The organism is Sorangium sp. So ce693, assembly GCF_051521375.1.
GTDB classification, from domain to species: Bacteria; Myxococcota_A; Polyangia; order Polyangiales; family Polyangiaceae; genus Sorangium; species Sorangium atrum.
In genome coordinates, this window is record NZ_CP150347.1 from 3,865,001 (window position 1) to 3,891,362 (window position 26,362).

Annotated in this window: 20 protein-coding genes and 1 tRNA gene (1 of these 21 only partly in view); 10 read left to right on the top strand and 11 right to left on the bottom strand. The window is 71.5% G+C overall.

Annotated elements, in window-relative coordinates:
• Window positions 1–1,545, top strand: partial view of a transglycosylase domain-containing protein gene (locus WMF14_RS14790; protein WP_437801552.1) — the 3' portion only. It extends 744 nt beyond the left edge of the window; 1,545 of the gene's 2,289 nt are visible here — the last part of the coding sequence; its start codon lies beyond the left edge, outside the window; the stop codon is at window positions 1,543–1,545.
• A 24-nt stretch (window positions 1,546–1,569) separates the two neighbouring features.
• Here the strand turns inward: WMF14_RS14790 and tadA are convergent, their stop codons facing one another.
• The 3 genes from tadA to WMF14_RS14805 form a co-directional block, all read right to left on the bottom strand.
• Window positions 1,570–2,103 (bottom strand): tRNA adenosine(34) deaminase TadA, encoded by a 534-nt coding sequence (gene tadA, locus WMF14_RS14795; RefSeq protein WP_437801554.1) that lies wholly within the window; start codon window positions 2,101–2,103, stop codon window positions 1,570–1,572.
• Window positions 2,104–2,137: 34 nt separating this feature from the next.
• Window positions 2,138–2,211: transfer RNA gene (locus tag WMF14_RS14800), tRNA-Arg, on the bottom strand.
• Window positions 2,212–3,074: 863 nt separating this feature from the next.
• Complete coding sequence (locus WMF14_RS14805) at window positions 3,075–3,704, bottom strand: hypothetical protein (RefSeq protein WP_437801556.1); 630 nt, start codon at window positions 3,702–3,704, stop codon at window positions 3,075–3,077.
• Between the two features lie 24 nt (window positions 3,705–3,728).
• On the opposite strand from WMF14_RS14805, the gene WMF14_RS14810 reads away from it, so the two are divergent.
• From WMF14_RS14810 to WMF14_RS14830, 5 genes are all read left to right on the top strand, one after another.
• The gene (locus WMF14_RS14810) at window positions 3,729–4,583 is read left to right on the top strand and encodes a redoxin domain-containing protein (protein ID WP_437801558.1); all 855 of its coding nucleotides are present in this window, start codon (window positions 3,729–3,731) and stop codon (window positions 4,581–4,583) included.
• Between the two features lie 39 nt (window positions 4,584–4,622).
• Entirely contained in the window at window positions 4,623–6,026 is a 1,404-nt protein-coding gene (locus WMF14_RS14815) for a VWA domain-containing protein (RefSeq protein WP_272103514.1), read from the top strand.
• A 16-nt stretch (window positions 6,027–6,042) separates the two neighbouring features.
• A complete protein-coding gene (locus tag WMF14_RS14820; RefSeq protein WP_272103516.1) occupies window positions 6,043–7,575 on the top strand; it encodes an acyl-CoA carboxylase subunit beta in 1,533 nt (510 codons plus the stop codon).
• A gap of 89 nt (window positions 7,576–7,664) precedes the next feature.
• Window positions 7,665–10,100, top strand: coding sequence for a S8 family serine peptidase (locus WMF14_RS14825; protein ID WP_437801561.1), 2,436 nt, complete (start codon window positions 7,665–7,667; stop codon window positions 10,098–10,100).
• Between the two features lie 127 nt (window positions 10,101–10,227).
• Window positions 10,228–11,496, top strand: a complete 1,269-nt coding sequence (locus WMF14_RS14830) for a pyridoxal phosphate-dependent aminotransferase (RefSeq protein ID WP_437801563.1) — start codon at window positions 10,228–10,230, stop codon at window positions 11,494–11,496.
• Here WMF14_RS14830 and WMF14_RS14835 read toward each other — a convergent pair.
• From WMF14_RS14835 to WMF14_RS14860, 6 genes are all read right to left on the bottom strand, one after another.
• On the bottom strand, window positions 11,483–13,198 hold the full coding sequence (locus WMF14_RS14835) for a L,D-transpeptidase family protein (RefSeq protein WP_437801565.1): 1,716 nt from the start codon (window positions 13,196–13,198) through the stop codon (window positions 11,483–11,485). The genes WMF14_RS14830 and WMF14_RS14835 overlap by 14 nt on opposite strands.
• 96 nt (window positions 13,199–13,294) lie before the next feature.
• On the bottom strand, window positions 13,295–13,453 hold the full coding sequence (locus WMF14_RS14840; protein ID WP_272103522.1) for a hypothetical protein: 159 nt from the start codon (window positions 13,451–13,453) through the stop codon (window positions 13,295–13,297).
• Window positions 13,454–13,657: 204 nt separating this feature from the next.
• Window positions 13,658–14,392: an AgmX/PglI C-terminal domain-containing protein gene (locus tag WMF14_RS14845; RefSeq protein WP_437801567.1), complete on the bottom strand. Its 735-nt coding sequence runs from the start codon at window positions 14,390–14,392 to the stop codon at window positions 13,658–13,660.
• An 86-nt stretch (window positions 14,393–14,478) separates the two neighbouring features.
• The gene (locus tag WMF14_RS14850; protein WP_437801569.1) at window positions 14,479–15,312 is read right to left on the bottom strand and encodes a metallophosphoesterase family protein; all 834 of its coding nucleotides are present in this window, start codon (window positions 15,310–15,312) and stop codon (window positions 14,479–14,481) included.
• Window positions 15,313–15,526: 214 nt separating this feature from the next.
• A complete protein-coding gene (locus WMF14_RS14855; protein ID WP_437801571.1) occupies window positions 15,527–17,695 on the bottom strand; it encodes a DUF1565 domain-containing protein in 2,169 nt (722 codons plus the stop codon).
• Window positions 17,696–17,778: 83 nt separating this feature from the next.
• Entirely contained in the window at window positions 17,779–19,473 is a 1,695-nt protein-coding gene (locus WMF14_RS14860; RefSeq protein WP_437801573.1) for a hypothetical protein, read from the bottom strand.
• A 250-nt stretch (window positions 19,474–19,723) separates the two neighbouring features.
• Here WMF14_RS14860 and WMF14_RS14865 point away from each other — a divergent pair, with 250 nt between their 5' ends.
• The gene (locus WMF14_RS14865; RefSeq protein WP_272103532.1) at window positions 19,724–20,095 is read left to right on the top strand and encodes a hypothetical protein; all 372 of its coding nucleotides are present in this window, start codon (window positions 19,724–19,726) and stop codon (window positions 20,093–20,095) included.
• 205 nt (window positions 20,096–20,300) lie between these two features.
• Here WMF14_RS14865 and WMF14_RS14870 read toward each other — a convergent pair whose 3' ends face one another.
• Window positions 20,301–20,744, bottom strand: a complete 444-nt coding sequence (locus WMF14_RS14870) for a hypothetical protein (protein ID WP_272103534.1) — start codon at window positions 20,742–20,744, stop codon at window positions 20,301–20,303.
• A 229-nt stretch (window positions 20,745–20,973) separates the two neighbouring features.
• Entirely contained in the window at window positions 20,974–21,711 is a 738-nt protein-coding gene (locus WMF14_RS14875) for a hypothetical protein (RefSeq protein ID WP_437329296.1), read from the bottom strand.
• Window positions 21,712–21,823: 112 nt separating this feature from the next.
• Between WMF14_RS14875 and WMF14_RS14880 the strand changes: the two genes are divergently transcribed.
• The 3 genes from WMF14_RS14880 (at window position 21,824) to WMF14_RS14890 (ending at window position 26,346) form a co-directional block, all read left to right on the top strand.
• Window positions 21,824–22,825, top strand: coding sequence for a 3-oxoacyl-ACP synthase III family protein (locus WMF14_RS14880; protein WP_437801576.1), 1,002 nt, complete (start codon window positions 21,824–21,826; stop codon window positions 22,823–22,825).
• A gap of 313 nt (window positions 22,826–23,138) precedes the next feature.
• Window positions 23,139–25,325 (top strand): glycoside hydrolase family 3 N-terminal domain-containing protein, encoded by a 2,187-nt coding sequence (locus tag WMF14_RS14885; RefSeq protein WP_437801578.1) that lies wholly within the window; start codon window positions 23,139–23,141, stop codon window positions 25,323–25,325.
• A 169-nt stretch (window positions 25,326–25,494) separates the two neighbouring features.
• The gene (locus WMF14_RS14890) at window positions 25,495–26,346 is read left to right on the top strand and encodes an SDR family NAD(P)-dependent oxidoreductase (RefSeq protein ID WP_437801580.1); all 852 of its coding nucleotides are present in this window, start codon (window positions 25,495–25,497) and stop codon (window positions 26,344–26,346) included.
• Window positions 26,347–26,362 lie beyond the last annotated feature (16 nt).

Sequence of the window (26,362 nt, forward strand, 5' to 3'; positions counted from 1 at the left end):
GTCGACGTCGCGGGCGTCACCGCCCGCCTCCAGCGCGACGCTGATCATCTCAACCTGGGACCGGGCCACCTCGCCGTGCGGCGCGAGGCAGGCTCGCTGGTGGTGGAGCTCTCGCCTGGAGAGGCCGCGATCGCGACCGCCGGCGCCGACGCCCAGCAGGCGCTCACCTTTCGCCTTCGCGTGCCGATCAACGAAGCGAAGGAGACCCCGCAGGAGATCGTCGCCGATGTGCAGGGCGGACCCATTTGGCTCTCCACCCTCGGCGTCCATGAAGGGGACATGGGCCTGTTCGATGTGGCGCGGACGTCGATCGTCAGCCGAGCGCGGGTCGTCCTCTCTGCCGACGGCCAGACGCTCGGCATCGACGGCGAAGGAAGGCTGAAAAACCTCTCCCTGCGGAGCGCGGCCCTCGCAGACGAGCCCATCGCTGGTCTCGACCTGGCATGGCGAGCGAAGGCGAACGCAAAGCTCGACGGATCCAAGCTCGTCGCCGAGGACGCCGAGGTCGACCTCGGTGCACTGAGGCTGATCGCGCGCGGCGAATACGAGCACGCAGGAAGCTCACATCGGGTCCGCGGCAACTTCGAGGTGCCTCTCACGGCTTGCCAGTCGATGTTGGATTCGGTGCCCAAAGGCATCGTGGCGAAGCTCCACGGCATGAGGCTCGCCGGCTCGTTCGGGATCGAAGGGAAGCTCCGGTTCGATACAGCGAACCTCGATCGGAATTTTTTGCTTGACTGGGGTATCTCCAACACCTGCCGCGTGACCGAGATGCCGCCGGAGCTCAGCGTCGATCGCTTCAAGCGTGCGTTCCGGCGCCTGGTCTACGGGCCCGGCGGCAAGCGCGTCGAAATCGAGTCCGGGCCAGGGACCCCCGAGTGGGTCTCCTACGAAGACATCTCCCGCTTCATGGAGGTCGCCGTGCTGACCACGGAGGACGGCGGCTTCCACCGGCACCACGGGTTCGACGAGGAAGCCATCAAGAACTCGATCCGCGAGAACCTCCGGAAGAGGCGGTTCGTGCGAGGGGCGAGCACCGTCAGCATGCAGCTCGCCAAGAACCTCTACCTCGAGCGGACCAAGAGCGTGGCGCGCAAGCTCCAGGAAACCTTGCTCACCATGTACCTCGAGCAGGAGCTCACCAAGGAGCAGATCATGGAGCTCTACCTGAACGCGGTGGAGTTCGGGCCGCTGGTCTACGGCATCGGCGCTGCCGCGCGGCACTACTTCAATGCGTCGGCGGCGCAGCTCTCGCTCGGACAGGCGCTGTACATCGCGTCGATCCTGCCAAACCCGAGCGTGCAGCACTTCGACGCGAACGGCGAGGTGACGCCTGCCTGGAGCGGGTACCTGCGCAAGCTCATGCAGATCGCGCACAGGCGCCAGCGGATCTCCGACGAGGAGCTGGAGAAGGGGCTCCAGGAGGTCGTGGTGCGAGGCTCCCCTGCGCCGCATCTGGCGCCCCGTCAGATCGGTGAGGACGGCGGTGAAGCCGGCGAGGAGAGATCGGGAGAGGACGAGGGCGGCGCCTGGGCGGCGCCTTGACGCCCGCACGCGCGGGCCGGGCTGTCAGCGCTTCGACGCGGCGGTCCGGAGCTTCGCGAAGAACGCGCGGAGCACGCCGGCGCACTCGTCCGCGAGCACGCCCGAGGTGACCGCGAAGCGATGGTTGAGCCGGTTGTCGCGCCCGATCGCGAACAGCGTGTCGACAGCTCCCGCCTTCGGGTCCGGGCAGCCGTAGACGAGCCGCGCAATCCTGGCATTGACGAGCGCGCCCGCGCACATGGGACACGGCTCCAGCGTCGCGTAGACCGTCGCCCCTTCGAGCCGCCAATGACCAAGCCGCCTGGCCGCCGCCCGCAGCGCGTCCACCTCGGCGTGGCCGGTCGGATCCTGATCGACCTCGCGACGGTTTCGACCGCGCGCCAGCACCGTCCCCGTCGCATCGACGATGAGCGCCCCCACGGGGACGTCACCGGCACCTGCCGCAGCCTCGGCCTCAGCGAGCGCCTCGCGCATCCACAGCGCGTCGACGCTCGCTGGTTCCTCCGGCTGTGCCACAGGGGAGAGGAGCAATTCCGCTCCGTCATCCATGACGTCCATGAGGGGCTCAGGACCTTTTACACGACCAATCAGGCGCGCCCAGGAAGATTCGAACTTCCGACCCCCGGCTTCGTAGGCCGATGCTCTATCCAGCTGAGCTATGGGCGCTCTGGTGAAGACAAGTGCAAGACGTGGCTACGCCACCGCACTCCCGCGTCGCGCTCGGTTGCGCGAAGTGAGTGCCGGCGTTTATACGCCCCTGAGCGAGCTGTCAAAGGAAAAGTGATCGAGGCCTGAGGGCGTCTGCTCGGATGCGCGGCGTTGGCGGCCGAGGTCGCTGCAAACATCGCTGCTTCCTGTGCCCTCGCGCCTCGCCCTCCCGCGACTCCCTCCGAATGGCCGAGCCTGCTTGCCCGCCAAGGCTGATCCCATCCGCAAGGTTGAGCTGCCGCAGAGCGAAGCGGGCGAACGGAGCAGGCCATGCCTTCGACGCGCACCACGCCGGCGGCGGGCAACGAACGCAGGACAAAAACAGGGCGCGCGGCGACTCCGTCACGGAATGGCCGCGCGCTTTCACACGCTCTCGAAGGGCAAGCGAAGCTCAGAAATTCACAACGAGGCGAGCAGGCCAAGCTGACGAAACGGGAAGAAGCCGTAAGCCAAGCAGCAGCGACGCCATGGACGAGGCGGATGGCGCCAGCTGAACGACCAAGCACAAGCTAGTGAGGCCCGTTACTAGGTGAGGAGGACCGAGACACGCTGCAGCCCACAGCGCAGAACACGGTCAATTCCGCCTGGAGCAGCCTCTGTGCCATCTCGCGGCCTCCTCCTCGGCGCGCCCTCGCGCGTGCACACGTCCAACGGAATACTCACGTTTCGTCGCGGTTTCTTCGGTAGTCGCGGATCGGTGTCCGACGAGGTGCTCGGGCACCGCTGTCGCGTGCCATGCCGTGCTTCGCAATCTTTGCGGACCGAGATCGCTGGCCAACGCGCGCTGTGACGCGCCGCGCTGTCGAGGGCCCCGCGAGCGCCTACCGGGGGCCGCCGAAGAGGTGGTCGTGCGGAGCGTCGGCATGGCAGCGCTTGCAGAGCGGCAGAGCGCCACGGTGGGTGGAGGTGCCCTGGGGCGTGAGGACCAGGTACTCCCAGTTGCCGCCGTCGGGGTCGTAACCAGCCGGTCGCTTCACCATGGCCAGGAGCGTGGCCGGCTCCGGCGAGCCCGCCCGGTAGTGGAACTCGACAACGGCCGCGCCAGAGGGGAGGACGCGATCCGGACCCAGCTGCGGGTAGGGCGCAGCCGCCGCGTTGATCCTCACCTCCGCCTCCAGCTCGCCGGTGAAGTGCTGGGACCGAGCTCGATCCGTGACGGGCTGGAAGCTCGCGAGCTGGCCGGCGAGCTCCCAGGCCGAGGGCGCCGCCGCCGGAGGTGCAGCGGGCGCCTCGGCCGGCGCGCGCGCCTCGGGGGTGGAGCTGGAGCCGGGTCCGATCCACTCCGTGGTCCCCGCGACGTCCGCGCGGGACAGGGACGACGGGGGCGGCGCACAGCCGACCGGCAGGGGGGCCCACCCGGCGCAGAACCGCGCCTCCGTCGAGAGCGTCATCGAGGCGAGCGACGCCGCAGCGAGCGCGCACCACGCAGAGAGGCGGGTTCGGGACCGCACCGGTCGAGATGCTACACTGCCCGGATGTACCTGGCCTCTTCCAGGCGAGGCCGCGCATGGCGCGCCCTCCTGGCCGCCACGCTGGTGTCGCTGTCGGGCGCTGCGCTGCTGGGAGGCGCCCCACGCGCAGCCGCCGAGGAGGCGTCCCGCCGCGCCTGGCTGGGCGTGGAGCTGGAGCCAGGGCCGGCCGGGGGGGTGGTCGCGAAGCACGTCATCAACAGCTCGCCGGCGGCCAAGGCGGGCATCGTGGACGGGGATCAGGTCCTCGCGGCGGACGGCGTGCAGATCGACGAGCCAAAGCAGCTCGTCGCGCGTGTCGCGCTCGCGGGGCCTGGAAACGTGGTGAACCTCCGGATCCGGCGCGGCGGTCGAGAGCGAGACGTCGCGCCGACGCTGGTGCCGTTCCCGGGGCACGATCAGATCCTCCGCCTCGACAAGATCGGCACGTTCGCGCCAGCCTGGAAGCCGCTCACCACCGTCGGAGGGGCCGTCCCGGCGAACATCGGGGCCCTGCGCGGAAACGTGGTGCTGCTCGATTTCTGGGCGACCTGGTGCGCGCCGTGCCGCTTGATGGCCCCGCAGCTCTCGGCGTGGCACGCGGCGTACGCCGCGCAGGGGCTGCGGGTCCTGGGCGTGACGACCGACGAGGTCGGCGTCGCGACGAAGACAGCGCAGGCCCTCTCGATGCGCTACGCGGTCGCGGCAGACGCGTCGGAGTCGACCTCCGCGGCCTACGGCGTCAAGGCGCTCCCCACCATGTTCGTGATCGACAAGAAGGGCGTCATCCGGGACGTGGTGGTCGGATACGACCCGACCCGGCACGCCGAGGTCGAGAAGCTCCTCAAGGCGCTGCTCGCGGAGCCCGCGCCGGCGCCGTAGCCGCCGCGGGGCCGCGCGGGCTGGACCGGTACGCTCTCCATGCTCCTCGCCATCGACGAGTTCCTCTGGGCGCTGCGCCGCGACGGCTTCGCCGTCTCGACGGCGCAGGCCATCGATGTCACGCGCGCGTGCGCCCTCGTCGGGTTCGGCGACCGTGGGGCGCTGCGCGACGCCATCGGCGCGGTGGTCGTCGAGCGCGCCGCCGATCTCCGCCGGTACCGCGCCTGCTTCGACCGCTTCTTCTCCCCCGAGGGCGCGCACGTCGGCGATCTGTGGGGGCGCCTGCGGGAGCGAGGGTTCTCGGATGGGGAGCTCTCCGCCCTGCGCGATCTGCTCAGCGCGGCGGCGGAGCGGAGCGGCGCCTCGGGCGACGCGATCGCGTTCCAGGCGCTCGCAGGGACCGCAGGGGAGCTCGACAGAGCGCTCCAGGCAGCCGGGATCGCGCGCGTTCTCGCGCCGATGACGAGCTCGCTCCAGGTCGGGTTCTTCGCGCAGCGGGTGATGGATCAGCTCGGGGTGCCGGCCGTCGCCAGCGCGCTGCGGCGGATCCGGAGCGCGCTCGAGGAGGCGCTCGGCGAGGAGCGGGGGAGGGCCCTCGCGGAGGCGCTCGCCGCGGAGCTGGAGCGGATGCGGCACCGCGTGCGCGAGCACGTGACGCTGTCGCTCCGGCGCTTCGAGGGCGAAGAGCCAGCTGCCGAGGGCCGCATGGATGTGCCGTTCGCCTCGCTCGGCGAGGGCGAGATGGAGGAGGTGCGTCGCGCCGTGAAAGAGCTGTCCCAGCGACTGCGCGGCGCGGAGCGGCTCCGCAGGCGCCGCGCGCGGCGCGGGAGGATCGATCCCCACCGGACGCTGCGGCGCAGCCTCCAGACCGGCGGTGTGCCGTTCCAGCCGGCGCGGCGGGCGCGGCGGCGCGACAAGCCGCGCCTGATGATCCTGTGCGACGTGTCGGACTCGGTCCGCGTCGCCGCGCGGTTCATGCTCGAGTTCGTCTGCGCGGCGCAGGAGCTCTTCGACCGGACGCGATCGTTCGTCTTCGTGAGCGAGCTCGCCGAGACGACCGAGCTCTTCGAGGCATTGCCGGCGGGCTCGGCGCTCGATCGGATCCAGCGCGGCGAGGTGGTGAGCCGGGCGCACAACTCGAATTACGGGCGCGCCCTGCTGGCCTTCGAGGAGCGACACGGGCGTGACGTGGACCGGCGGGTGACCCTCGTGATCCTGGGCGACGGGCGCACGAACTACTTCGCGGACGAGGCGGAGGTCGTGAGGAGGCTGCGCGACAGGGCGCGGGCGCTCCTGTGGCTCTGCCCGGAGGGGCCGGGCGCCTGGGGGACGGGAGACAGCGCGATGCCGCGCTACGCCGCCGCGTCGACGAAGGTGCTGGTCGCCCGGACCGCGCGGGAGCTCGAATCGGCGGCGCGGGAGGTGGTCGCCCGGCGCGCTTAGGGCTATGGGTCGCGCCATGTCGCTCGATCAGAAGCTGCGGGATCTCACGGCGCGCATCGAGAAGGGAGGCGCGCAGAAGTACCACGACAAGAACGCGGAACAGGGCAAGCTGTTCGCGCGGCAACGCGTCGCGCTGCTCGTCGATGAAGGAAGCTTCATCGAGGACGCGGCGCTCGCCAACGCGCTGGATCCCGAGCTGCCGGCCGACGGCGTCATCACGGGCACCGGGACGGTGGGCGGGCGCCCCGTGTGCGTGATGGCGAACGACTCGACGGTGAAGGCCGGCTCGTGGGGGCGCCGCACCGTCGAGAAGATCCTGCGCGTGCAGGAGACAGCGCGGCGCCTCCGGTGCCCGCTGCTCTACCTCGTCGACTCCGCGGGGGCGCGCATCACCGACCAGATCGAGATGTTCCCCGGGCGGCGCGGCGCGGGGCGGATCTTCTACAACCAGGTCGAGCTGAGCGGCCTCGTCCCGCAGATCTGCCTGCTGTTCGGCCCGTCGGCGGCGGGGGGCGCCTATATCCCGGCGTTCTGCGACGTCGTGTGCATGGTCGAGAGCAACGCGAGCATGTACCTGGGCTCTCCGCGGATGGCGGAGATGGTGATCGGCGAGAAGGTCACGCTCGAAGAGCTCGGCGGGGCGCGCATGCACTGCTCGGTCTCGGGGTGCGGCGACGTCCTCGTGAAGACCGAGGAGGAGGCGATCGCCTTCGCGAAGCGCTACCTCGCGCTGATGCCGCAGAGCTCCGCCGAGGCCGCGCCCCGCGTCGAGCCGAGGCCGGAGAAGCCAGGGCAGCGGCCGCTCGAGGACGTGATCCCCGCCGACGAGAACAAGCCGTTCGACATCATGGCCGTGATCGACGCGATCATCGACGAGGGCAGCTTCGTCGAGATCAAGAAGCTCTACGCGCGAGAGATCGTCACGGGGCTCGCGCGCGTCGAGGGACGAGCGGTCGGCATCGTCGCGAACCAGCCGAAATACAAGGGCGGCGTGCTGTTCGTGGACTCGGCCGACAAGGCGGCGCGGTTCATCTGGCTGTGCGACGCGTTCAACATCCCGCTCCTGTACCTCGCCGACGTGCCCGGCTTCATGATCGGGACCGTCGTCGAGAGGCAGGGGATCATCCGGGCCGGGGCGAAGATGATCGCCGCCGTGAGCGAGGCGAGCGTGCCGAAGCTGTCCGTCGTCGTGCGCAAGGCGTACGGCGCCGGGCTCTACGCGATGTGCGGGCCGGCGTTCGCGCCCGACGAGTGCGTCGCCCTCCCCTCGGCCTCGATCGCGGTGATGGGGCCGAGCGCCGCGGTGAACGCCGTCTACTTCAACAAGATCCAGGCGATCCCGGCGGGGCCCGAGCGCGAGGCGCTCGTCCAGAAGCTGCGCGACGAGTACCGGGCCGACGTCGACCTGGAGAAGCTCGCGAGCGAGCTCGTGATCGACGCGATCATCCCGACGGCGAACCTCCGCCGCGAGGTGGCGCGCCGCTTCGAGCGGTACGCCGGCAAGGTCGAGGAGAGGCCGCGCAAGAAGCACCTCGTGCCGCCGGTGTGAGCGGGCCGCGGCGCGCTCCGGAGAACGCGCGGCGAGGGCGGCGCCCTTCGAGTCCTCGGCCGCGCGCGGACGTGGTGTAGACTCGCGGCGTGCTCGCCCGCAGGTCTCCGCTCTCCATCGCGCTGCTCGGCCTCGCCCTCGCGGCCGGTGAAGCGCGCGCCGACGTCCCGGCCCCGGCGGTGGCGCGCCTGCTCAGCTCGCGCCTGGGTCGGCACCCGTTCGCCGATCCGCGCGGGCGCATCCCGGTGATGGTGCCGCTGCCCGCCGGCGCCGACGCACGAGCGCTCGGGCTGCTCCCGGTCGCGCCGGGCCTCGGGACCATCCGGCTCGCGCCCGGCGACGTCGGCGCCTTCTCCGCCGCGCACCCGGAGCTCAGGCTGCTCACAGGACCGCCGCGGCAGCCCCTGCTGGATCGGTCCAAGGGGTGGATCCGCGTCGAGCCGTACAGGAAGGTCACCGGCGCGGACGGCAAGGGGGTGGTCGTCGGCGTCGTCGACACCGGCCTCGACGTGACCCACCCGGATTTTCGAGACAAGGACGGCAAGACACGGATCCGATGGATGCTGCAGGCCGGAAGCCCGAAGGGGCTGCACGCGGCGCTCGAGCACACGTACGGGTGCGATGATCCGGACCAGTCGGCGTGCGCGATCTTCTCCGACGCCGACATCGACGCGATGCTCGCGAAGAGCATGCCCGGCATCCTCCGCGATATCGCGGGGCACGGCACGCACGTGGCCTCCATCGCTGCAGGCAACGGCGGGCCAATGGTCTCGGAGCGGCCGCGGTATGTCGGCGTGGCGCCCGCCGCGACGCTGATCATCGCCGCGCCTGCGCGGCCGGGCGAGGGCTTCGACGATCCGGACATCCTCAAGGCGGTGCAGTTCATCTTCGACCGCGCCGAGGAGCTGAACATGCCGGCGGTCGTGAACCTGAGCGTCGGGAGCGATTTCGGGCCCCACGACGGGACGAGCCCGCTCGAGGCGGGGCTCGCAGCGATGGTCGGCAGCGCTCATCCGGGGCGGGCGATCGTCGTCGCCGCCGGCAACAGCGGCGCGCTGTACGAGATCGACGGCGAAGGATCGCTCGGGATCCACACCGAGGCCCACGTGTCGGCGCACGCCGAGACGCGCGTGCCTATCCGCACGCCGAGCGCGGAGCGCGGCGAAGGATACGTCTGGATCACCTTCCGGCCCGGGGACGAGGTGTCGGTCGGCCTCGAGGGGCCAGGCGGCGAGGCGTGGATCGGCCTGGTCGAGCCCGGAGACGACGCCGGTTACACCGGCGACGACGGCGAGACGACCGGCGCCGTCATCAACCGGGTCGCGAACGGGAAGTCGCCCATCACCTCAGCGACGAACAGCGCCGTCGTGGCCTTCAGCGGGGCGTGGAAGGCGGGCGAGTTCGCGATCCGCCTGCGAGGCCAAGGGGACGCGCAGCTCTGGGTGACGGGGCTCGGCGACGTCTCGCCGTCGCACGATCTCGGGCTCCTGTTCCTGCGCGCCATCAAGCAAGGGACGATCAACGTGCCCGCGAGCGACCCTGGGCTGCTCGCCGTGGGATGCACCATCAACCGCGTCCGCTGGCAGCCACTGGGGAGCTCCACGAGCGTGCGCCTCACGAGCCTCGACGGCGTGGACATCGAAGAGGACAGCGCCTGCTACTTCAGCGCGGCTGGTCCCACGCCGTTCGGCGTGGCCAAGCCGGAGATCAGCGCGCCCGGCGGCCTGGTCGCGGCCGCCATGGCCAGCGGCGTCGACCCGCGCACCCATCCCGGAGGGCTGTTCGATACGCCCGGGTGCCCCGGCGACGAGCCTTGCTTCGTCGTCGACGATTACCACGCGATCGCGTCAGGGTCGTCCATGGCGGCGCCGCAGGTCGCAGGGGCGATCGCGCTCCTCTTCCAGGTCAACCCGAACCTGACCCAGGCGGAGGTCACGGAGGCGCTCCAGGCAGGCGCGCGGTACCCGAGGGGCGCCCTGCCGCTCGACGCGCAGCTCGGCCCCGGCGTGCTCGATCTCGAAGGCGCGCGGCTCGCGCTCGAGGCCGCCGAGACGGGCGGCAACGAGCCGGCGCTCGACAAGAGCTGGTACGTCCTGTCGAGCACCTACGCGAGGCCCGACCCGTCGTGGCCGGTCTGGGGGACGATAGAGCTGCGACGCCCTGACGGAGCCCCGGTGAGGGGCGTCGATGGGAAGCTCACGGTCGCCGTCCGCGGCGGGGTGATGCACACGCCGCTCCGGGAGGTGCGCCGCGGGCTGTGGCAGTTCGCGGTCGCCGCGCCGCGCGGCTCCGGCGGGACGACGCTGGCCATCGACGTCCTTTACGGCGGTGCCTCGCTCGGCGCGCGCGAGCTCCCGGTAGGGAGCGACGTCTGGATGGCGAACGGAGAGCTCGAGGCGACCAGCGGCGCGTGCACCTGGGCCGCGGCTGGCCCGGACCGCACGCCGCCGTCGAGCCGCGCCGCCTGGGGCCTCGCGAGCGCCCTCGTGGCGGCGTCGGCGGCGCGCCGGCGGCGCCGCGGCTGAGCACCCCCGCGGCCCGCGCGACCTCGCATCGCCCGGGTGCGCGCACGGCTGCCGTCCGGCGCCGTCCGTGTCACCGTGGCCGAGCGGCGGCGCGGGGTAGAGCACGACGGCGATGGAGCATGGACGCATGGAGAAACGGGTGAGCCTGGATCGACCTCCCGCGGTAGAGGCGGACGCGGGACACGCGCGCGCGCCCCGGCCGCTGCGGTTCGCGGCGCGCACCGGCTGGGATCTCTCGGGCAACAGCCTCGCGTCCGTGCTCGCCGAGGCGCGCGGGGCGGGGCGCGCGCTCGTCGATTTCACCGAGTCGAACCCGACGCGCTGCGGGATCGTCGAGACGGCTCACCTCATCGCGCCGCTCGGCGAGCCGCGCGGCGCGCGGTATTCGCCGCTGCCGCTCGGCGATCCGGCGGCGCGCGCCGCGGTGTCGCGCTACTACCGGGAGCGCGGGCTCGACGTGAATCCGTCGAGCGTCGTGCTGACGGCCAGCACCAGCGAAGCGTACGGCTGGCTGCTCAAGCTGCTCGCCGAGCGCGGCGACGACGTGCTCGTCCCCGTGCCGTCCTACCCGCTGCTCGAGTACCTGGCCTGCCTCGAGGACGTCTCGCTCACGCCCTACCCGCTCCTCAGGGAGGAAGGATGGCGAATCGACCTCGGCGCGCTCGAGCGCGCGGCCGGCGAGCGGACGCGGGCGGTGGTGCTCGTCCATCCGAACAACCCGACCGGCTCCTTCGTGCGCCGCGACGACGCTGCCGCGCTCGAGGCGTGGGCCGGGGAGCACGGGCTCGCGCTGATCGTCGACGAGGTCTTCGGGGACTACGCCCACCGAGACCTCGCCCCGGACCGCCTGCCGAGCTTCGCCGGCTCGCGGCAGGCGCTGACCTTCGTGCTGAGCGGGCTCTCCAAGGTGATGGCGCTGCCGCAGCTCAAGCTCGGCTGGATCGCGGTCTCGGGGCCGCCGGAGCTCGCCGCCGCGGCTCTGGAGCGGCTGGAGGTCATCGCTGACACCTACCTCTCGGTCGGCACCCCGGTGCAGCTCGCGCTGCCGGAGATCCTCGCCTCGCGGGCGCCCGTCCAGCGCGCGATCCTGTCGCGCGTGCAGGCCAACCTGGCCGCGCTCGACGCGGCGATCGAAGCGCACGCCGGGGGCGCGGTCCGGCGGCTCCCGATCGACGGCGGCTGGTACGCGACGCTGGAGGTCCCGCGCGTGCACGACGAGGACGGCTGGGTCGAGCTCCTCGTGCGCGACGAGGGGATCATCGTCCACCCCGGCTACTTCTTCGACATGCCGCGCGACGGCTTCCTCGTGGTCGGCCTGCTGCTCGATCCGGACGTGTTCGCGGAAGCCGCGCTGCGGCTCGCGGGCCGGATCGCGCGCGCGATCAGCGGTGAATGAGGACCACCGTGGAGCGGCCGGCGTCGCGGGAGGCCCGCAGGCCGTGCCACCCCTCCGGCACCGGCGGGTCGGTCCAGGCGAACATCTGCTTCGCGTCGATGGGGGAGAGGTTGACGCAGCCGCCGCTCTTCGGCTCGCCCCAGGCGTCGTGCCAGTACGCGCCGTGCAGCGCGTGCGGTCCGCTGAAGTTCTGCACGAACTGCACCTCGGAGTGGACGATCTTGTCGTTCGTGCTCGACACCATCGTCGCCGTCACGAACTTCCCGTCGATGCGGAAGCGCCCGGTCGGCGTCGCCGCGGTCTCGATGGCGGGGATACCCTGCCTCGGGACGCCGCCGCGCCCCGGTGAAATGAGCGTCGCGAAGACCGGGGTGAGCTCTTCGTAGGCGACGAACCAGCCGCCGAGCACGCTCACCTCGATCCACTTGCGCGGCGGCGACGACGGATCGGCCTCGCCCTCGAGCGGCGAGCTCTTCGCCGCCTCGATCACGACGGTGTCGTCCGCGCGCACGTAGACCCCTGGCTCTCGCGTCTCGAGGAACCGCTCGCCGTCCTCGGACTCGGCGCGACCGGTGAGCCCGACCGAGGCGAGCCGCGCGAACGACGCGCCGGTCGGCTCGAAGCGGCCGCCGGCGCCCCGCTGGTACTTCGGTCGATCGGTCTTGCGGAAGAACGCGAGCGGGAGCGAACGCCCGTCCTTCAGCCAGACGCCCTGGAAGCTCGAGCGCGGGTAGGGCTTCAGGCGATCCTTCGGCATGTACGCCTGGTCCGAGGTCACCACCCAGGTCCGGTCCTGCGCGTCGAACGCGCGGGTGAACGCCACCGTCGAGCCGTTCACGATCCGGTCGCGCCCCTCGCGCACGAGGCCGCCGAAAGGAAACAGCGCCGGGGCGGCGACCCCCGCGGGCTTCAGGTCGACCCCCACGAGGGCCTCGTCGATCTCTCGAACGGCTTCCTCGCCAGCGCCCTCGGCGGCGCGCACCTTCGCGATGTTCGCGAGGTGCTCCTCGAGGTCCCACTCGGCGCGCCGCTGCTCCTTCGCGCTCGGGAGCTGCGGGTAGCGCGGCGCGCCGGTCGACTCCGCGTAGTCATAGGGCCACGGGGAGTCGACCCTGGGCGCGTGCGGCCGCAGCGCGACCACGACCGGGTCGTTCGGGTCGACCGCGGCGCTGGCGCCAGCGCAGACGTAACCCCGCGGCTCGATGGCGTACCACGCGTCGCACCCCTCGCCCGGCGTCCGCGCGGCCTCGGCGCTGCCGCCGCGCAGCGCGACGGAGCCGCCAAGCCCCAGGTAGCCGCTCCAGCCCCGCGTCGGGTAAGGGCCAGGGCTGATCCACGCAAACCGCCCCTTGGAGTAGATGCGCGCGCCCTCCGCCGCTGCGCTGGCCGGCGGTGTCGTTCCCGCCGCGCTGGCTGGCGGCGTCGTTCCCGCTGCGCTCGACGAGGGCGGCGCTTCGGCCTCCGCCTGGACCGGGGCCGGCGCCTTCGTGACGTGCGCCGCCTCGACGACCGCGGCGCGCGGCGCGTCCGCTCCCGCGGACACGCGCGGCGCGTCCGCCTCGGGGGGCGTCCGCAGGGCGTCCGCCTCGAGCGAGGCCGGCGCCGCCTCGGCGGGGCTCTCTTCGGAGCAAGCCGCGGCGCCGCCCGACGCGATCGCGCACGTCAGGGCCGCGAGGAGCAAGGAAGGCGGTGAGCTAGCCATGCAAGCGGGAGAGACTAGTTGCCGGAAGCGGCTGCGGACAAGCGAACGACACCTGCGCCGCCCGCGGCCGCCAGCGCAGGCGAGCCGCGCTCGCCGCTAAAGCCTGCCGAGCACGGCCACCACGAGCAGGATGACCCCGACGAGCGCCGCCGTGATCATCGCGAACTTCATGAGGCGCGGCTTCAGCCACTTCCACAGGACGAGGCGAGCCACCTTCCACAAGAGCACCAGGATCTGCCGGAGGACCTTGCCCACGACGAGAGCGTAGCGCAGTCCCGCGGCGCGCGCTGCCAGCAAGGGCGGTAGATTTCGCGCCCAATGAACGAACCCTGCGACCGCCTCCGCGTCGGACAGGGCCGGTCGCAGCGCGAAGCGGGCCGCCACCGGATACCTCCGCCAGCGGCCAGCCCGGCGTGCGGGCGGTCGCTGCGTTCGGTCCGCGGCGTCACGTCAGTCACGTCAATTGATGTCGACGCTCACCTTCGATGCATAGCTGCCAGGGGAGGGGAAGGTGATCTCGCGCAGCGCGCCGGCGACACACTCGGCCGCCTCCTCGCCCCGTTCGTCGTTGCTGGACACGCCCACGCTGAGCGGCTTGCCGTCGGTGTCGATGTAGAGCGTGGCCTTGAGCTGGCTGGCGCCCGCCTGGCTCCGGCACGTCGCGAGCGTCGGCTTCGCCTTCTTGTACGGCGTCCCGAGCTGGTCGGGCGTCCAGGGCACCGGCAGGCGCTCGTCGCTGCTCGGCTCGAAGGTGAAGCTGTTCTCCGCCAGACCCTCTCCGCCGACCGGCTTCGGCCACCTCGTCGCCTTCAGGACGCTCAGCATGCACGCCTCGGTCTCGCGATCGCCCAGGTTCGAGTCCTTCACGAACGCCCAGCGCGCCGTGCCCTCCTCGGTCACCCGGACCTTGAAGCGGATCTCGCCCCCGAGATAGGGGATCCGCTGGACGCCCTTCTGATAGCAGCGCGAGAGCCGAGGCGACACGCGCTCGAACGCCGCTTGCACCTTCTCCTCGTTCATGCCGCCGATCTCGGAACGAGAGCTCATCTTCGGGCTCGACGTCTCGACAGGTTCGGCGTCGACCATCACGGGCGCCACGGACGTGGGCGCGGCGCCGCCGCAGCCCAGCTGGGCCGCGAACGTCGAGAGAGCAACGACGGTGATCGTACACCTGAGCAAGCGCGTGAATTTCATGATCGGACGAGGACTCTATACGAGCCGCGTCTTGGGCGAAAAGAGCGCGATGAGGGGAACGCGCGCTGCAGTGCGTGTGAGAGATTCTACGCCTGCGCGAACGCCGACGCGCCGCTCCGAACGCGCGCCCGCTCGGACAGGAGGCGCCCGCAACGCACACGGTAGAGGCGTAGCGGTGAAGGTCCGTCCACGAGCGCCTGAGCGCAGAAGATGCGAGGCGGCGCGCCTGAGCGCACCGGCGCGTCGTGGTCTCGGTGCGTATGGCCGTGGATCACGTGAAGGTGATCGTGCTCGTGGAGCAATGCCATGAGCTCAGCGCTGTTGATGAGGCCGTCCAGCCACTGCATCGCTCCGATCGGATGGCGGAGCGGCGGGTGGTGCTGGGCGAGCACGAGCGCGTCGCCCGAGCGGCGCGTCTCGGCGGCGAGCGAGGCGATCCACGAGAGCTCGCGGGCCGCGATCGCGCCCGCCGAGCGCGTCACCGGTTGCATCATGGCGGTCGAGACGGCGGCCACGACAGCCCCGGGCAGCGCGACGGCCTTCCCTTGCCCGCTCGTCGCCGCGAAGGGGCGGAGGCAGCCCTCCAGCGCGCGCTCCCACGCGCCTTCGGTATACGCGTCGTGGTTGCCAGGCACCAACGTGACGCGGGCCGGGTCCCAACCGCTCTCGGCCAGCACGGCCGCGAGCACCTCGAACTGGGCAGGAGTCCCGTCTTCCGTCAGGTCGCCGGTGAGCACCAGGTGGTCCGCCCCGGTCCGCCACGCCTCGACGAGCGCGGCCAGCGTGCGGCGCCGGCGTTGCGCTGCGTCGATCGGGCGGCCGAAGCTCAGGTAACGAAGCCGCCACCGCTCGGCGCCGCGGCGCCGGTCGTGATCCGCCTCGAGGAGATGGAAGTCCGTGAGGTGCGCGATCGTCGTCATTGACGCGATCGTGAGCCCTGACCGACGTCGTTCTCGCGACATCGACGCAAGCTCTCGGCGACGCAAACCGTCGCTGCGCGAGGCGCCTCGACGCGCGCCTCGCGATCTCAACACGACATCCGCGAGCGCGTCGCGCGCGTGTCGCCGCGACGGGCCCGACGTCTGTCCGGGCCGGGCGGCGCCGCTCCCGCGCCGCTCGACGAGCGATCGTCATTCACGGGGCGGGCGTGGCGCTGCTCGGGACGGGGAGCGTGCCTCCGGTGAGCTGATCGCTCTCCTGGTTGCCCTCGAAGCTGTTGTCCTCCGACACCGACGGCGCCTGCGCGCCCTGCACGACGAGGCCAAACCGGTTGCCGGTCGACTCCGAGCTCACGAGCGCGCCGCGGCTGTCGCTGAAGAGCAAACCGGCGCGCGCGCAGCGATGCACCTGCACGTAGCTCACCTGCGCCGTCGAGCCGAGGACCACGAGTCCATCGCCCAGGTCCGGCACCGATTCCGTCTGCCCACCGGCGCTCAGGGCCGAGAACGTTCCGCCCTCGACCCCGAGGATGGCCGTGTCCTCCACCGTGCTCGGCGAGGCCAGCAGCAGGCCCGCCACGCGGCTCTCCAGCACGGCCGACCTCTGGACGAGGACCTGCGCCGCCCCGGCGCTCAGCAGGCCGACGCCGCCCGTGCCGTCGCGCTCCTCCGGCAGCGAGCGCTCGATGAGGCTGTCCGCGATCTCGAGGGTCGCGCCCTGGGACGCGGACACGCCCGCGACGTGGGGCTCCAGGACATACGCGGACGCAAGCGCGGCGCGGCCACCCTGCACGAGCACGCCGGCGGCGCGATCCCGGTGCAGCGGGCTCGCGCGCGTGCCCTCGATGACGACGCCGCTCGCCGAGAGCGTCCCGCCCGAGACGAACAGCCCAGCGTCGCCGGCCTGGCGCACGAGGCTCGACGACAGCGAGAGCGCTCCGCCGCGCTGCTCGACGGCGACTCCGAGGCGATCGCTCTCCGAGGCGGCCGCGCCGTCGAAGAGATTGCCCGATGCCTCGACCGCCGTATCGGCGTCCGCGACGACGAGCAGCGCATCGCACGCCCCTGACAGTACGCTGGAGGCGAGCGAGGCGCGCGCGCCATGCTCCACGGCCAGGCCGCCGGCTTCGGGCGCCGCGTCTGCCGGGGCGGCGATGAGGTTGCGCGCCGCCACGAGCTCCGCGCCGGCGCCCGTCACCAGCGCGCCCAGGCGATGGTCGACGAGCGCGTTCGCGTCGAGCCGGAGCGTGCCTTCCTCGAGGTGCACACCGACGCCGTCGCTCGTTACCGACCGCAGCGCAGCTGCCTCCAGCAGGTTGCCCTCCGCGACCACCTCCGCTGCCTCCGAGCTGATCCGCAGGTTGACCGTGCCCCCGACCAGCGCGTTCTCGGTGAGCCGCGCCTCGGCCCCGGAGACGACGAGCACGCTCGTCCAGACCTCGCCCGCTCCATCGTCCGCCCACGACGACTGGATGAGGCTGCGCGACAGGTCGAGGCGCGCGCCAGGGAGCGCGACCACGAGTCCATTGCCGCTCTCGCCCGTCACCCGGATGTCGCGCACCGAGACCGCCGCTGCCTGGATCAGCATCCCGATCGAGGCGCTGAGCACGCTCACGCCGCTCACGCCGGCCCGCTCGACGTCGTGGATCCAGACCGCGCTGACGTTGCCGCTGGGATCGCTCTGCTCGCCCCGGAGCACCACCCGCGAGGCGCACCGCCCGACGATCTCGATGGGCTTCGTGATCTCGATCGGCTCGTCGTACTCGCCCTCGGCCAGGACGACGCGCCCGTCCGCCCGAACGCTCGCCAGCGCCTCCGCCAGCGTCGTGAACGGCCTCTCCCGCGACCCGTCGCCGTCTCCTCCCTCGTAGGCAGGATCGACATGGAGATCGCCGGGGGCCTCGACGATCTCGCCCCACGGCATCGAGCCGCAGCCGTCCGGGCCGTCGATGGAAACACAGCCCTTCTGCGGGACCGCGAATGTTCCCTCCGGGCATTTGGCCATGGTGGGATGACAGGCGCCGCCCTCCACGAACTCCGCCGCACAGCCGGGGATCCCGACTTCAATGCAGCCCTCGTCGTGCTTCGGGATCGTCCCGGGCGAGCACTTCGCGAGCGTGGGACGACAGAAGCCGTCCTCGTCGACGAACGCGTCGACGCAGCCCGGAATGCCCACCTGCGCACATCCGCTGGCGCCGCTGATCTGCCCCGGCGCACACCCCGAGCCGCCGGCGCCTTCCCCCGGGAGGCTGGTATACGGCGGCAGGTTGGTGCTCTCGCAGCCGAAGAGCGAGACGGCGCACAGGCTGGAGGCGAGAGAGAAAAGACACCAGAGCGCCGAGTGTCCAAGCTTCGCGCGCAACACCCCACCAACCTAGCAGATGCTCCGATGTGCGCGCCGGCAATGCGCGCCTCTCTCGCCGTCTTCAGCCGCTCGAGACCGGACATTCACGGGCATGACCCGGACAGCCGCAGGTCGGCTCGCGCCCAGGCGAGCTTGAAGCGCGCGTGTGCGGCGTTTGCGTCCTCTTCCTTGCCCTGTGCGCGCAGGCTGCGCTCGAGCCCGCACAGCGACCAGCCATTCTGCGGGTTCTGGCGCAGGTCCTCCCGGTAAGTCGCCTCCGCGTCGCGCGTGCGATCCGCCTTGAGGAGCACCTCCCCGAGCGTGTGGCGGACCGGCTCGGGCCAGTCCGGCGGCTCGAAATAGCGCAGCTCGTCCTCGATGCGCGCGGCGTCCTCGAGCAGGCGGGCAGCGGCGCCGGTGTCGCCGCGCTCCGACGCGATCTGGCCCTCGACCACGAGCGAGGCGATCTCGAGCACGTCCTTCGCGCGGTTCTTGCCGATCGTCGCGTCGTCCGAGCTCTCGGACGCTATCGCCCGGAGCGCCGCCGCCTCGCGCGCGGCATCGTCATGGCGCCCGGTCGCGGCCAGCGCGCGGCCGCGTGCATAGCGCCATATCCCCGTCGTGTACCGCAGCTCGGGCGGCGGCGCCGGCTCCGCGAGCACGTCGTCCCACCGTCCGAACCGGACGAGCGCGAACAGCAGCGCAGGGCGGAACATCTCGAGCATCGGCATGTGCCGGACGTTGTGGTCGGGGACCGCGTCGGCCAGCTCTCGCGCGGCGCGCACGGCGACGGCGCTGCGCCCCTCCATGCTCGCCGAGACCGAGAGGAAATAGAGGTTGTGAGGGAAGTACATCATCGGATAGATGCCCTCCGGCCGCCGCTCGCGGAGGTACCGGCGATCGGCCAGCACGGCCTGCTCGTTCGCGTCGGAGGCGTCGGCGTAGCGACCGACGCGCATGAAGATGTGCGACGGCATGTGCACGAGGTGCCCAGCGCCAGGGGCCAGACCGCCGAGGCGCTCGGCGCTCGGCAACGCCCGCTCCGGCGCGCGCGACGCCTCGACCGCGTGGATGTAATAGTGATTCGCGCCGACGTGCTCGGGATCGCGCCGGAGGATGCCCTCCAGCGTGGAGACGATCTCGTCGGTCTCCGGCTGCGGCCGGCCGTCCGGCGTCCAGAGATCCCACGGGCGCAGATCCATGAGCGCCTCGGCGAAGAGGACACCCGCGTCGAGGTCGTCGGGGAAGCGGCGCGCGAGCTCGCGCATCGCGCTCGCGTAGGCGCGGTCGAGGGCCGCCCGGTCGCGGCCCGGCGCTGAAGCGTGGCGCTCCGCCGGCGCGTCGATGTACGCGCGCTCGCGCTCGCTCGCGGACGCGGCGAGCGCGCGCGCCTCCGCGATGGCATCGAGGGCGGCCCGCTCCCGCGCCGCGTCGGCCGGCTGGTTGATGTTCGGGCCGAGCGTGAGCGCGATGCCCCAGCGGGCCATGGCGAGGCCGGGATCGATCCGGGCGGCCTCCTGAAATGCGCGCCTCGCCTCGTCGTGGTTGAACGCGTAGACGAGCCGCAACCCCTGATCGAAATAGCGTTGCGCGAGCGGCGATGACGTCGTCACGGGGTGATGGAGAGCGCCGATGCCCTCGAACAGAGGGACGCGCTCGGCGTCGGGCGTCTCTGCGGGCGCAGGGCCGGTCGGCGGCCCCGCTCCAGGCGAGGAGGGGCGTGGCTCCGCGCCGTGCGCCGCGAAGGCGGCGCAGGCGCAGAGGAGGGGCAGGCTGAAGAGCGCGCGTCGAGCTGTCATGGGCACCTCCTGGAGCCCGGATCGCCACGGGCTCCGATGGTCCAACATCCCCTCGCGGGGTCGCTTTGCCTCGGGCACCGCCCTCCGGCGCGAGCGCGGAGGTCGAGCCGAGCGACGGCCATGCACGCGCGGTTCCCGCGGCACGGGAAGGCAGCGCACAGAAGAGCGGGGGTTCCGGGCCATCGACGCGCTCGCTCCGTCAGTGCGGAGCTCGATGGACGGATGGCGAGACTTGCGGCAACCTCGGGACATGACGACGTGCAGGGATGAAGCTCTCCGATGGGTTCACCGCTACGCGATCGGCGGGGCGGCGTTCGCCGCGCTTCCGCTCCCGATCTCGACCTCCGCCGGGCTCGTCGCGATCGAGACGCACATGATGGCGATGGTCGGCGAGATCTACGGCGAGAACGTGGGATCCGTGGTGACGACCGCGGCCGGCGGGAGCTTCGCGATCCTCGGGCAGGGCTTGAAATTCCTCGCCACCCGGGCGGTCGGCTTCGTCCCCGTGATCGGGCCGGCCATCAAGATGGGCATCGCAGGGCTCACCATCGTGGCGATCGGCCGGGGCGTGGTGGGGCACTTCGAGCGGAAGTACCCGGGCAAGATCTTCGAGAAGCCGTGAGCCGACGTGGCGTGCGCGGCGCGCAGACGAGGCGCGCCGCGCGCGATGCGCCGCCTTCCGTGCACATGAGGCGCGGCGCGCGCAATGCGCCGACGCGCGGCGCCGCCGGACGCGCGCGAGTCGCATCCCGCACACGAGGCGCGGCGCGCGCGATGCGCCGGCGCGCGGCGCTGCTTGATGCGCCGCGCGCCGCTATCGAGGTACGTCAGTTCTCGCAGCCGCTGCAGGCGAGGGGGCAGGTGCCGTTCGCGGTCGCCTGACAGTGAAGGTCGGGCGCGTCGGCGCTGTCGCCGTAGTCGCAGCAGATCTCGCCGGCGCGGCAGCATCTCACGCCGCAGCAGAGGCCTTCTTCGCACCCGAAGCCGGGGGCGCACGCATTCGCGCACTGGCCCTGGATGCAGACCTGAGTCTCGGTGCAGGTCGTGCCGCACGACCCGCAATTGCGCGGATCACCGGCCAGGTTGACGCACTCCGATCCACAGCACGAGAGCCCGGGCTCGCACGTGCACACCGTGCCGCCCTCGCCGCCCATGCCGCCCTCGCCCCCTGTGCTCGTCGTCGCGACGGTGGTGGTCGCTCCGCCTTCCCCGCCCGCGCCCCCGCTGGAGGAGCTCGACGCGGTGACGACATAGGTCGGCAGATTGTTCACGGTGCCCGGGTCAGCTTCACATCCAGCGACGGCGAACAATGCGGACCACAACAGCAATGCGATCACCCGATGACAGGGCATGAGCACCTCCAAGCCGAAAATCACACTACCACGGAGGGTCGTGGCCACACGAGGGGGGTATGGCACACGGCGCAGCGCCGGCTGCATGCGCTGCGTCGTACGCCGCGGTCGGCGCGTCACGACCAGGAACGCAACGGCGCCTGCGACATCAGGGGGTGATGAGCTTGCAGTCCGACAGGAGCCCCGTGTACCAGTCATCGGTCCTGTCGAGCCATGCGCCCTCGCTGGACCAACGGATGCCGGGCCGCTTCATCCTGCCTTCGACGGTGTAGGTGCATTTCACCGCGAACCGTGCGGACGGCAGCTTGCCGTCGGTGAGCGCGGGCTCGCTCCACAGGCCGGAGGCGAGGAACTGGACGCGGTCCGTGGTCGTGTAAGGACGGAGCAGCTTCTTGTCGTCCGCATCGCCCTTGGACCAACCCTTGGTGGGCGACTCGAACGCGCAGTGCCGGCCGTTGATTTCCTCGGCCGACCAGCAGGCGAGATCCTTGATGTCGGTGGACACGAGGGTGACCTCGACCTGGGATTTGTCCCCGGTCTTCCACTTGGGGCCGGCCGTGCCGGCCGCGGGCTCACGCCCGAAATAGGCGAAGGCCGCGGCGAGGCCGCCGATGATGATGAGGAACAGGATCATGCTCTTGCCGAGCGAGCCGCCCTGCGGTTGGGCGGCGGCGCGAGGCCGCGCGCCGGGCTTCTTGCCGGCCGGGCGCCGCGCTGCGCCAGCCTGCTTTGCAGGACGCGAGGCTCTGGCCGGCGACGCTGCGTCGGCGCCGGCAGCGGCGCGGCCCTCGCCGTCGTCCTCGTTGCGGGTGTCCTGCGCGTCGGCCTCGCCGGGAGGCGCTTCGTCCGTGTCGGGGCGGTCTCTGTCTTCGGAGCTCGTAGCCATCGAGGCGCTTTATGTACCGGAGCGCGTCCGCGACTCAAGCATTCCGTGGACCGAGCGGCAGGGCACGATCGCCCGTTCCAACGAGCAGCCCTTGATGTAGGCTGCGCTCCCGATGACGTCCGATGCCAGAAATCCACGCGCGCGCATCCTCGGCACAGGCCGCTCCCTGCCGCTCGCCGCTCCGACGAGCGAGGCGCAGGCGGGCGCGCCGGCGGACGGCGCGGCGGGCGACCCTGGCGCGAGCGACGAGCGGCGCCGCGTCGCGCCCGGCGAGAGGACGAGCGACCTGGCGGCGCGGGCGGCGAAGGCGGCGCTCGAAGCGGCCGGCATCGGGCCGCGCGACCTCGAGATGATCATCCTCGCCACCTCGAGCGGCGACGCGCCGATGCCGGCGACCGCGGTGTACGTGCAGCAGAAGCTCGGCGCCGAGCACATCCCGTCGTTCGACCTCTCCGCGTCGCTGACGGGCTTCCTCTACGGGCTGTCGGTGGCGAACCAGTTCGTGACGGCCGGGACCATGAAGCACGTGCTCGTCATCGGCGCGGACCTGCTCTCCCGCCGCCTGGATCCGCGGGACAGGGCCGCTGCCCAGCTGTTCGGCGACGGCGCCGGCGCGGTGGTGATCGGGCCGGCGAGCGGCGACGGGCGCGGGATCCTCAGCGTCGGCTTGCGCGCCGACGGGAAGAAGGCCGATGTGCTCCAGGTGCCCGGCGGGGGATCCGCGGAGCCGCTCACCGTGGAGCGGCTCGCCGACCGGCGGCAATACCTGCGCGTGAAGCAGCCCGAGCTGCGGCAGGCCGCGGAGGAGCACCTCGGGGCCCACGCCCTCTCGGCGGTCGCCGCCGCCGGGCTTGCGCCCGCGGACGTCGACTGGGTGATCCCGCACCACGCCGACCCGCACCTCGTCGCCCTCCTCGCCGAGCGCCTCGGGTGCCCGCCTGAGCGCGTCCTCGGCGGGGTCGACGGCGCCAGCGCGGCCGGGGCCTGCGCGGGCTCGGTCGCCATGGCGCTCGACGAGGCGCTCCGCGACGGCCGGATCCTGCCCGGAAATCACGTGCTGCTGTGCGCGCTCGGCGGCGGCCTCACGTGGGGCAGCGCCGTGCTCCGCGTCTGAGTCGACGAGGGCCGGGTCCCGGGTCTCTGGCGGCGCGCGGTCCGGCCGGCACACGGCGCTCGAGGGAGCCCGCGCGCTGCGCTCGGTGGCGGTGGGGGGATTCCCCCCATCCTGGTCGAAGGATGGAACCGCCGAGTCGCCACAAGACGCCAAGAAAACCACAAAATCTTGGCGTCTTGTGGCGACTTGGCGGTTTGAAAGACCCCACCTTCAGCCGAAGTGCCCCACCGCCACGCTCCGTGGCGCTTGCGAAGGCGACGAGCGCCACCGTGGACTTGTTGCCGTGCGCTCCCCATCGTGGTCAGGAGAACCCATGAACGACGCTCCTCTCTACAAAGATGCCAAGCAACCCGTGGGAAAGCGGGTGGAAGACCTCCTGCGTCGGATGACCCTGGACGAGAAGGTAGGGCAGCTCATGCAGCTCGACGCCCAGGGAGATCTGGAGGACGCGATCGGGCGGATGAAGGTCGGCAGCCTCCTGCACTGCAACGGGAAGGACGCTGACACGGCGATCCGGCGCGCGCTGGATACCCGACTTGGCATTCCGGTGTTGATGGCCGACGACGGGATCCATGGCCATTCCTTCTGGGCGGGCGCGACGATCTTCCCCACGCAGCTCGCCATGGCCTGCAGCTGGGATACGGGGCTCCTGGAGCAGGTCGCGCGGGTGACCGCCGCCGAGATGCGGGCCACGGGCCTCAAGTGGACGTTCTCTCCCGTCCTGTGCCTCACGCGCGATCTCCGCTGGGGCAGGGTGGGGGAGACCTTCGGCGAGGATCCCCACCTCATCGGAGAGCTCGCCTGCGCGATGATCAAGGGCTATCAGGGCAAGGGCCTGGACGATCCGGACGCGGTGCTGGCCACGGCCAAGCACTATGCGGGGTACTCGGAGACGCTGGGCGGCCGTGACGCCTCGGAGGCGAACATCTCGCGGCGCTACCTGCGCTCGTATTTCCTGCCGCCCTTCGAGCGGGCCGCGAGGAGCGGCTGCATGGCCTTCATGACTGGATATCAGTCCATGGACGGGATCCCGGCCACCGCCAACCGCTGGCTCCTGACGGAGGTCCTCAAGGAGGAGTGGGGGTTCGAGGGGATCCTCGTGACCGACTGGAACAACGTGGGCAATCTCGTGCTCGATCAGAAGGTCTGCAAGGACATGGCCGAGGCGGCCACGGTGGCTGTCCGGAGCGGCAACGACCTGATGATGGCGACGCCGCAGTTCTACGAGGGCGCCCAGGAGGCGGTGCGCCGCGGGCTCCTGGCCGAGGCCGAGATCGACGCGGTCGTCCGGCGCGTCCTGTCGCTCAAGTTCTCCCTGGGGCTCTTCGAGGACCCCGGGTACAGCAGCGAGCAGCGCATCCAGGAGATCATCGGGTGTGCGGCCCACAGGGACCTCAACCTGGAGGTCGCGCGGGCGTCTCTCGTGCTGCTCAAGAACGACGGCCTGCTGCCGCTCGCGGAGGGCGCGGCGTCGAGGCCATCGCGGCGGATCGCGGTGATCGGCCCCAACGCGGACGACGCGATCGCCCAGCTGGGCGACTGGTCGCTCGGCTCGGGCCAGATGAGCGGCGGCAACGGGCCGGAGCACCCCCGATCGAGCATCGTCACGATCGTGGATGGGATACGGGAGCTCGCGCCCTCGGGGTGCGAGGTGGTCTATGCGGCGGGCTGCTCGGTCGTCAGTGAGGACGAGTCCGGCATCCCTGCGGCGGTGGAGCTTGCCCGGAGCGCCGACGTGGTGGTCCTGGTCCTGGGGGATCGGATCGAGTTTATCGGCGAGACGAAGAGCACGGCGACCCTCGAGCTCATGGGCGGCCAGAGGGCCCTTTCGGACGCGATCGCCAGGATCGGCGTTCCGACGGTCGTGGTCCTCGTCAACAGCAAGCCGCTGGTCCTGCCGCGGTCGGCGCTCGGCGCGGCGGCGATCCTCGAGGCCTTCAATCCGGGGATGATGGGCGGGCGGGCCGTGGCCGAGGCGGTGTTCGGGAAGATCAACCCCTCTGGCAAGCTGACGATCTCGTTCCCCTACCACGTGGGCCAGCAGCCGATATTCTACAACCAGGCCCGCGGTCAGCACGGGAATCGCTATGCGGATCTCACGCAGGAGCCGGCGTTCGCCTTCGGCTTCGGCCTGAGCTTCACGCGCTTCACCTACGGCGATCTGAACGTCCTGACGCCGAGCGTGGAGCGAGGCGGCACGGCGTCGTTCGAGGTGACGATCACCAACGCTGGCGGGCGCGAGGGCGTCGAGATCGCCCAGCTGTACATCGAAGATCTGGTGACGTCGTCCACATGGGCGCAGAAGGAGCTCAAGGCGTTCCGCCGCGTGAGCCTGGCCGCGGGGGAGGCGCGCAAGGTGCGCTTCGACGTGCCCGCCTCGGAGCTGTCCCTGGTCGACGCGGAGGGGCGCCGCGCGGTGGAGCCGGGGGATTTCCGTGTCCACATCGGCTCGTCGTCCCGGCCTGACGACCTGCTCTGCGCCGGGTTCGCCGTGGCGTAGGGGGTGTGGGCGGCTCCGGTTTGTCGGCGGCTCCGGTTTGAAGTTGGATTCTGGCTGGAGGTTGCCGCACATCTCTGGCCAGAATTTCAATTTTCGTCGGATCGTGTATTACCGTCGGCGGGGCAACGAGCGCCGGGTGAGGCCTCTGCGTCCGAGGAGGGAAGGACCGATGACGGCGAAGCGGGTGGCGCTGGTGACGGGCGCGAGCACGGGGATCGGCCGGAGCGTGGCGGAGACGCTCGCGAGGAACGGGTATGTGGCCTTCGCGGGCATGCGCGATCCCGACGGCAGGAACCGAGCGGCGCGCGACGAGGTGGTCGGCCTGGCGACGGCGGGGATCCCCATCGAGACGGTCGCGCTCGACGTGACGGACGACGCCTCCGTGGCCGCGGCGGTCGCGACCGTGGTGGAGAAGACGGGGAAGATCGATGTGATCCTGAACAACGCGGGCGGCTGCGTGATGGGGCTGGCCGAGTGCAGCAGCGTCGATCAGCTGCGACGGCTCTTCGAGACGCATGTCTTCGGGACGCAGCGCGTCTGTCGCGCCGTGCTGCCGCACATGCGCCGGCGAAAGACCGGGGTGCTCGCCTTCACGTCCAGCGTCGGTGGGCGCGTCGCCCTGCCGACCACGGCGCTCTACTCCTCGGCCAAGGCCGCGATGGAGATGATCGCCGAGGGCTACAAGCGTGAGCTCGCATCGTTCGGGATCGACGTCGTGATTTTGGAGCCGGGAATGGTCCGGACGAAGATCTTCGACAACATGTGGCTGGACGACGACACGGCGCGCGCCGCCGAGTACGGGGCGCTCGGCGGCGTGGCGCGTGCCGTGCTCGAGATGGTCAAGACCATGGAGGGACCATCCCCGGAAGAGCTCGCGGGCGTGCTGCTGAGGCTGCTGGAGATGCCGCACGGCCAGCGGCCGCTGCGCACGACGTTCGGTCCGGACGCGGCGCTGATCGACCCGGTGAACATCGCCGCGGACGAGGCCACGCGGGCGCTGCACGCCCTGTACGGGGGGTAGACGAGGCGCAGCCATT

What these genes read in the sequence shown, in the direction of transcription:
- WMF14_RS14835 (WP_437801565.1), bottom strand. Translation starts at nt 13,198, where the DNA reads ATGGCTAGCTCACCGCCTTCCTTGCTCCTCGCGGCCCTGACGTGCGCG.
- WMF14_RS14865 (WP_272103532.1), top strand. Translation starts at nt 19,724, where the DNA reads ATGACGACGTGCAGGGATGAAGCTCTCCGATGGGTTCACCGCTACGCG.
- WMF14_RS14880 (WP_437801576.1), top strand. Translation starts at nt 21,824, where the DNA reads ATGACGTCCGATGCCAGAAATCCACGCGCGCGCATCCTCGGCACAGGC.
- WMF14_RS14845 (WP_437801567.1), bottom strand. Translation starts at nt 14,392, where the DNA reads ATGAAATTCACGCGCTTGCTCAGGTGTACGATCACCGTCGTTGCTCTC.
- WMF14_RS14860 (WP_437801573.1), bottom strand. Translation starts at nt 19,473, where the DNA reads ATGACAGCTCGACGCGCGCTCTTCAGCCTGCCCCTCCTCTGCGCCTGC.
- WMF14_RS14885 (WP_437801578.1), top strand. Translation starts at nt 23,139, where the DNA reads ATGAACGACGCTCCTCTCTACAAAGATGCCAAGCAACCCGTGGGAAAG.
- tadA (WP_437801554.1), bottom strand. Translation starts at nt 2,103, where the DNA reads ATGGACGTCATGGATGACGGAGCGGAATTGCTCCTCTCCCCTGTGGCA.
- WMF14_RS14850 (WP_437801569.1), bottom strand. Translation starts at nt 15,312, where the DNA reads ATGACGACGATCGCGCACCTCACGGACTTCCATCTCCTCGAGGCGGAT.
- WMF14_RS14890 (WP_437801580.1), top strand. Translation starts at nt 25,495, where the DNA reads ATGACGGCGAAGCGGGTGGCGCTGGTGACGGGCGCGAGCACGGGGATC.
- WMF14_RS14810 (WP_437801558.1), top strand. Translation starts at nt 3,729, where the DNA reads ATGTACCTGGCCTCTTCCAGGCGAGGCCGCGCATGGCGCGCCCTCCTG.
- WMF14_RS14875 (WP_437329296.1), bottom strand. Translation starts at nt 21,711, where the DNA reads ATGGCTACGAGCTCCGAAGACAGAGACCGCCCCGACACGGACGAAGCG.
- WMF14_RS14830 (WP_437801563.1), top strand. Translation starts at nt 10,228, where the DNA reads ATGGAGAAACGGGTGAGCCTGGATCGACCTCCCGCGGTAGAGGCGGAC.
- WMF14_RS14815 (WP_272103514.1), top strand. Translation starts at nt 4,623, where the DNA reads ATGCTCCTCGCCATCGACGAGTTCCTCTGGGCGCTGCGCCGCGACGGC.
- WMF14_RS14820 (WP_272103516.1), top strand. Translation starts at nt 6,043, where the DNA reads ATGTCGCTCGATCAGAAGCTGCGGGATCTCACGGCGCGCATCGAGAAG.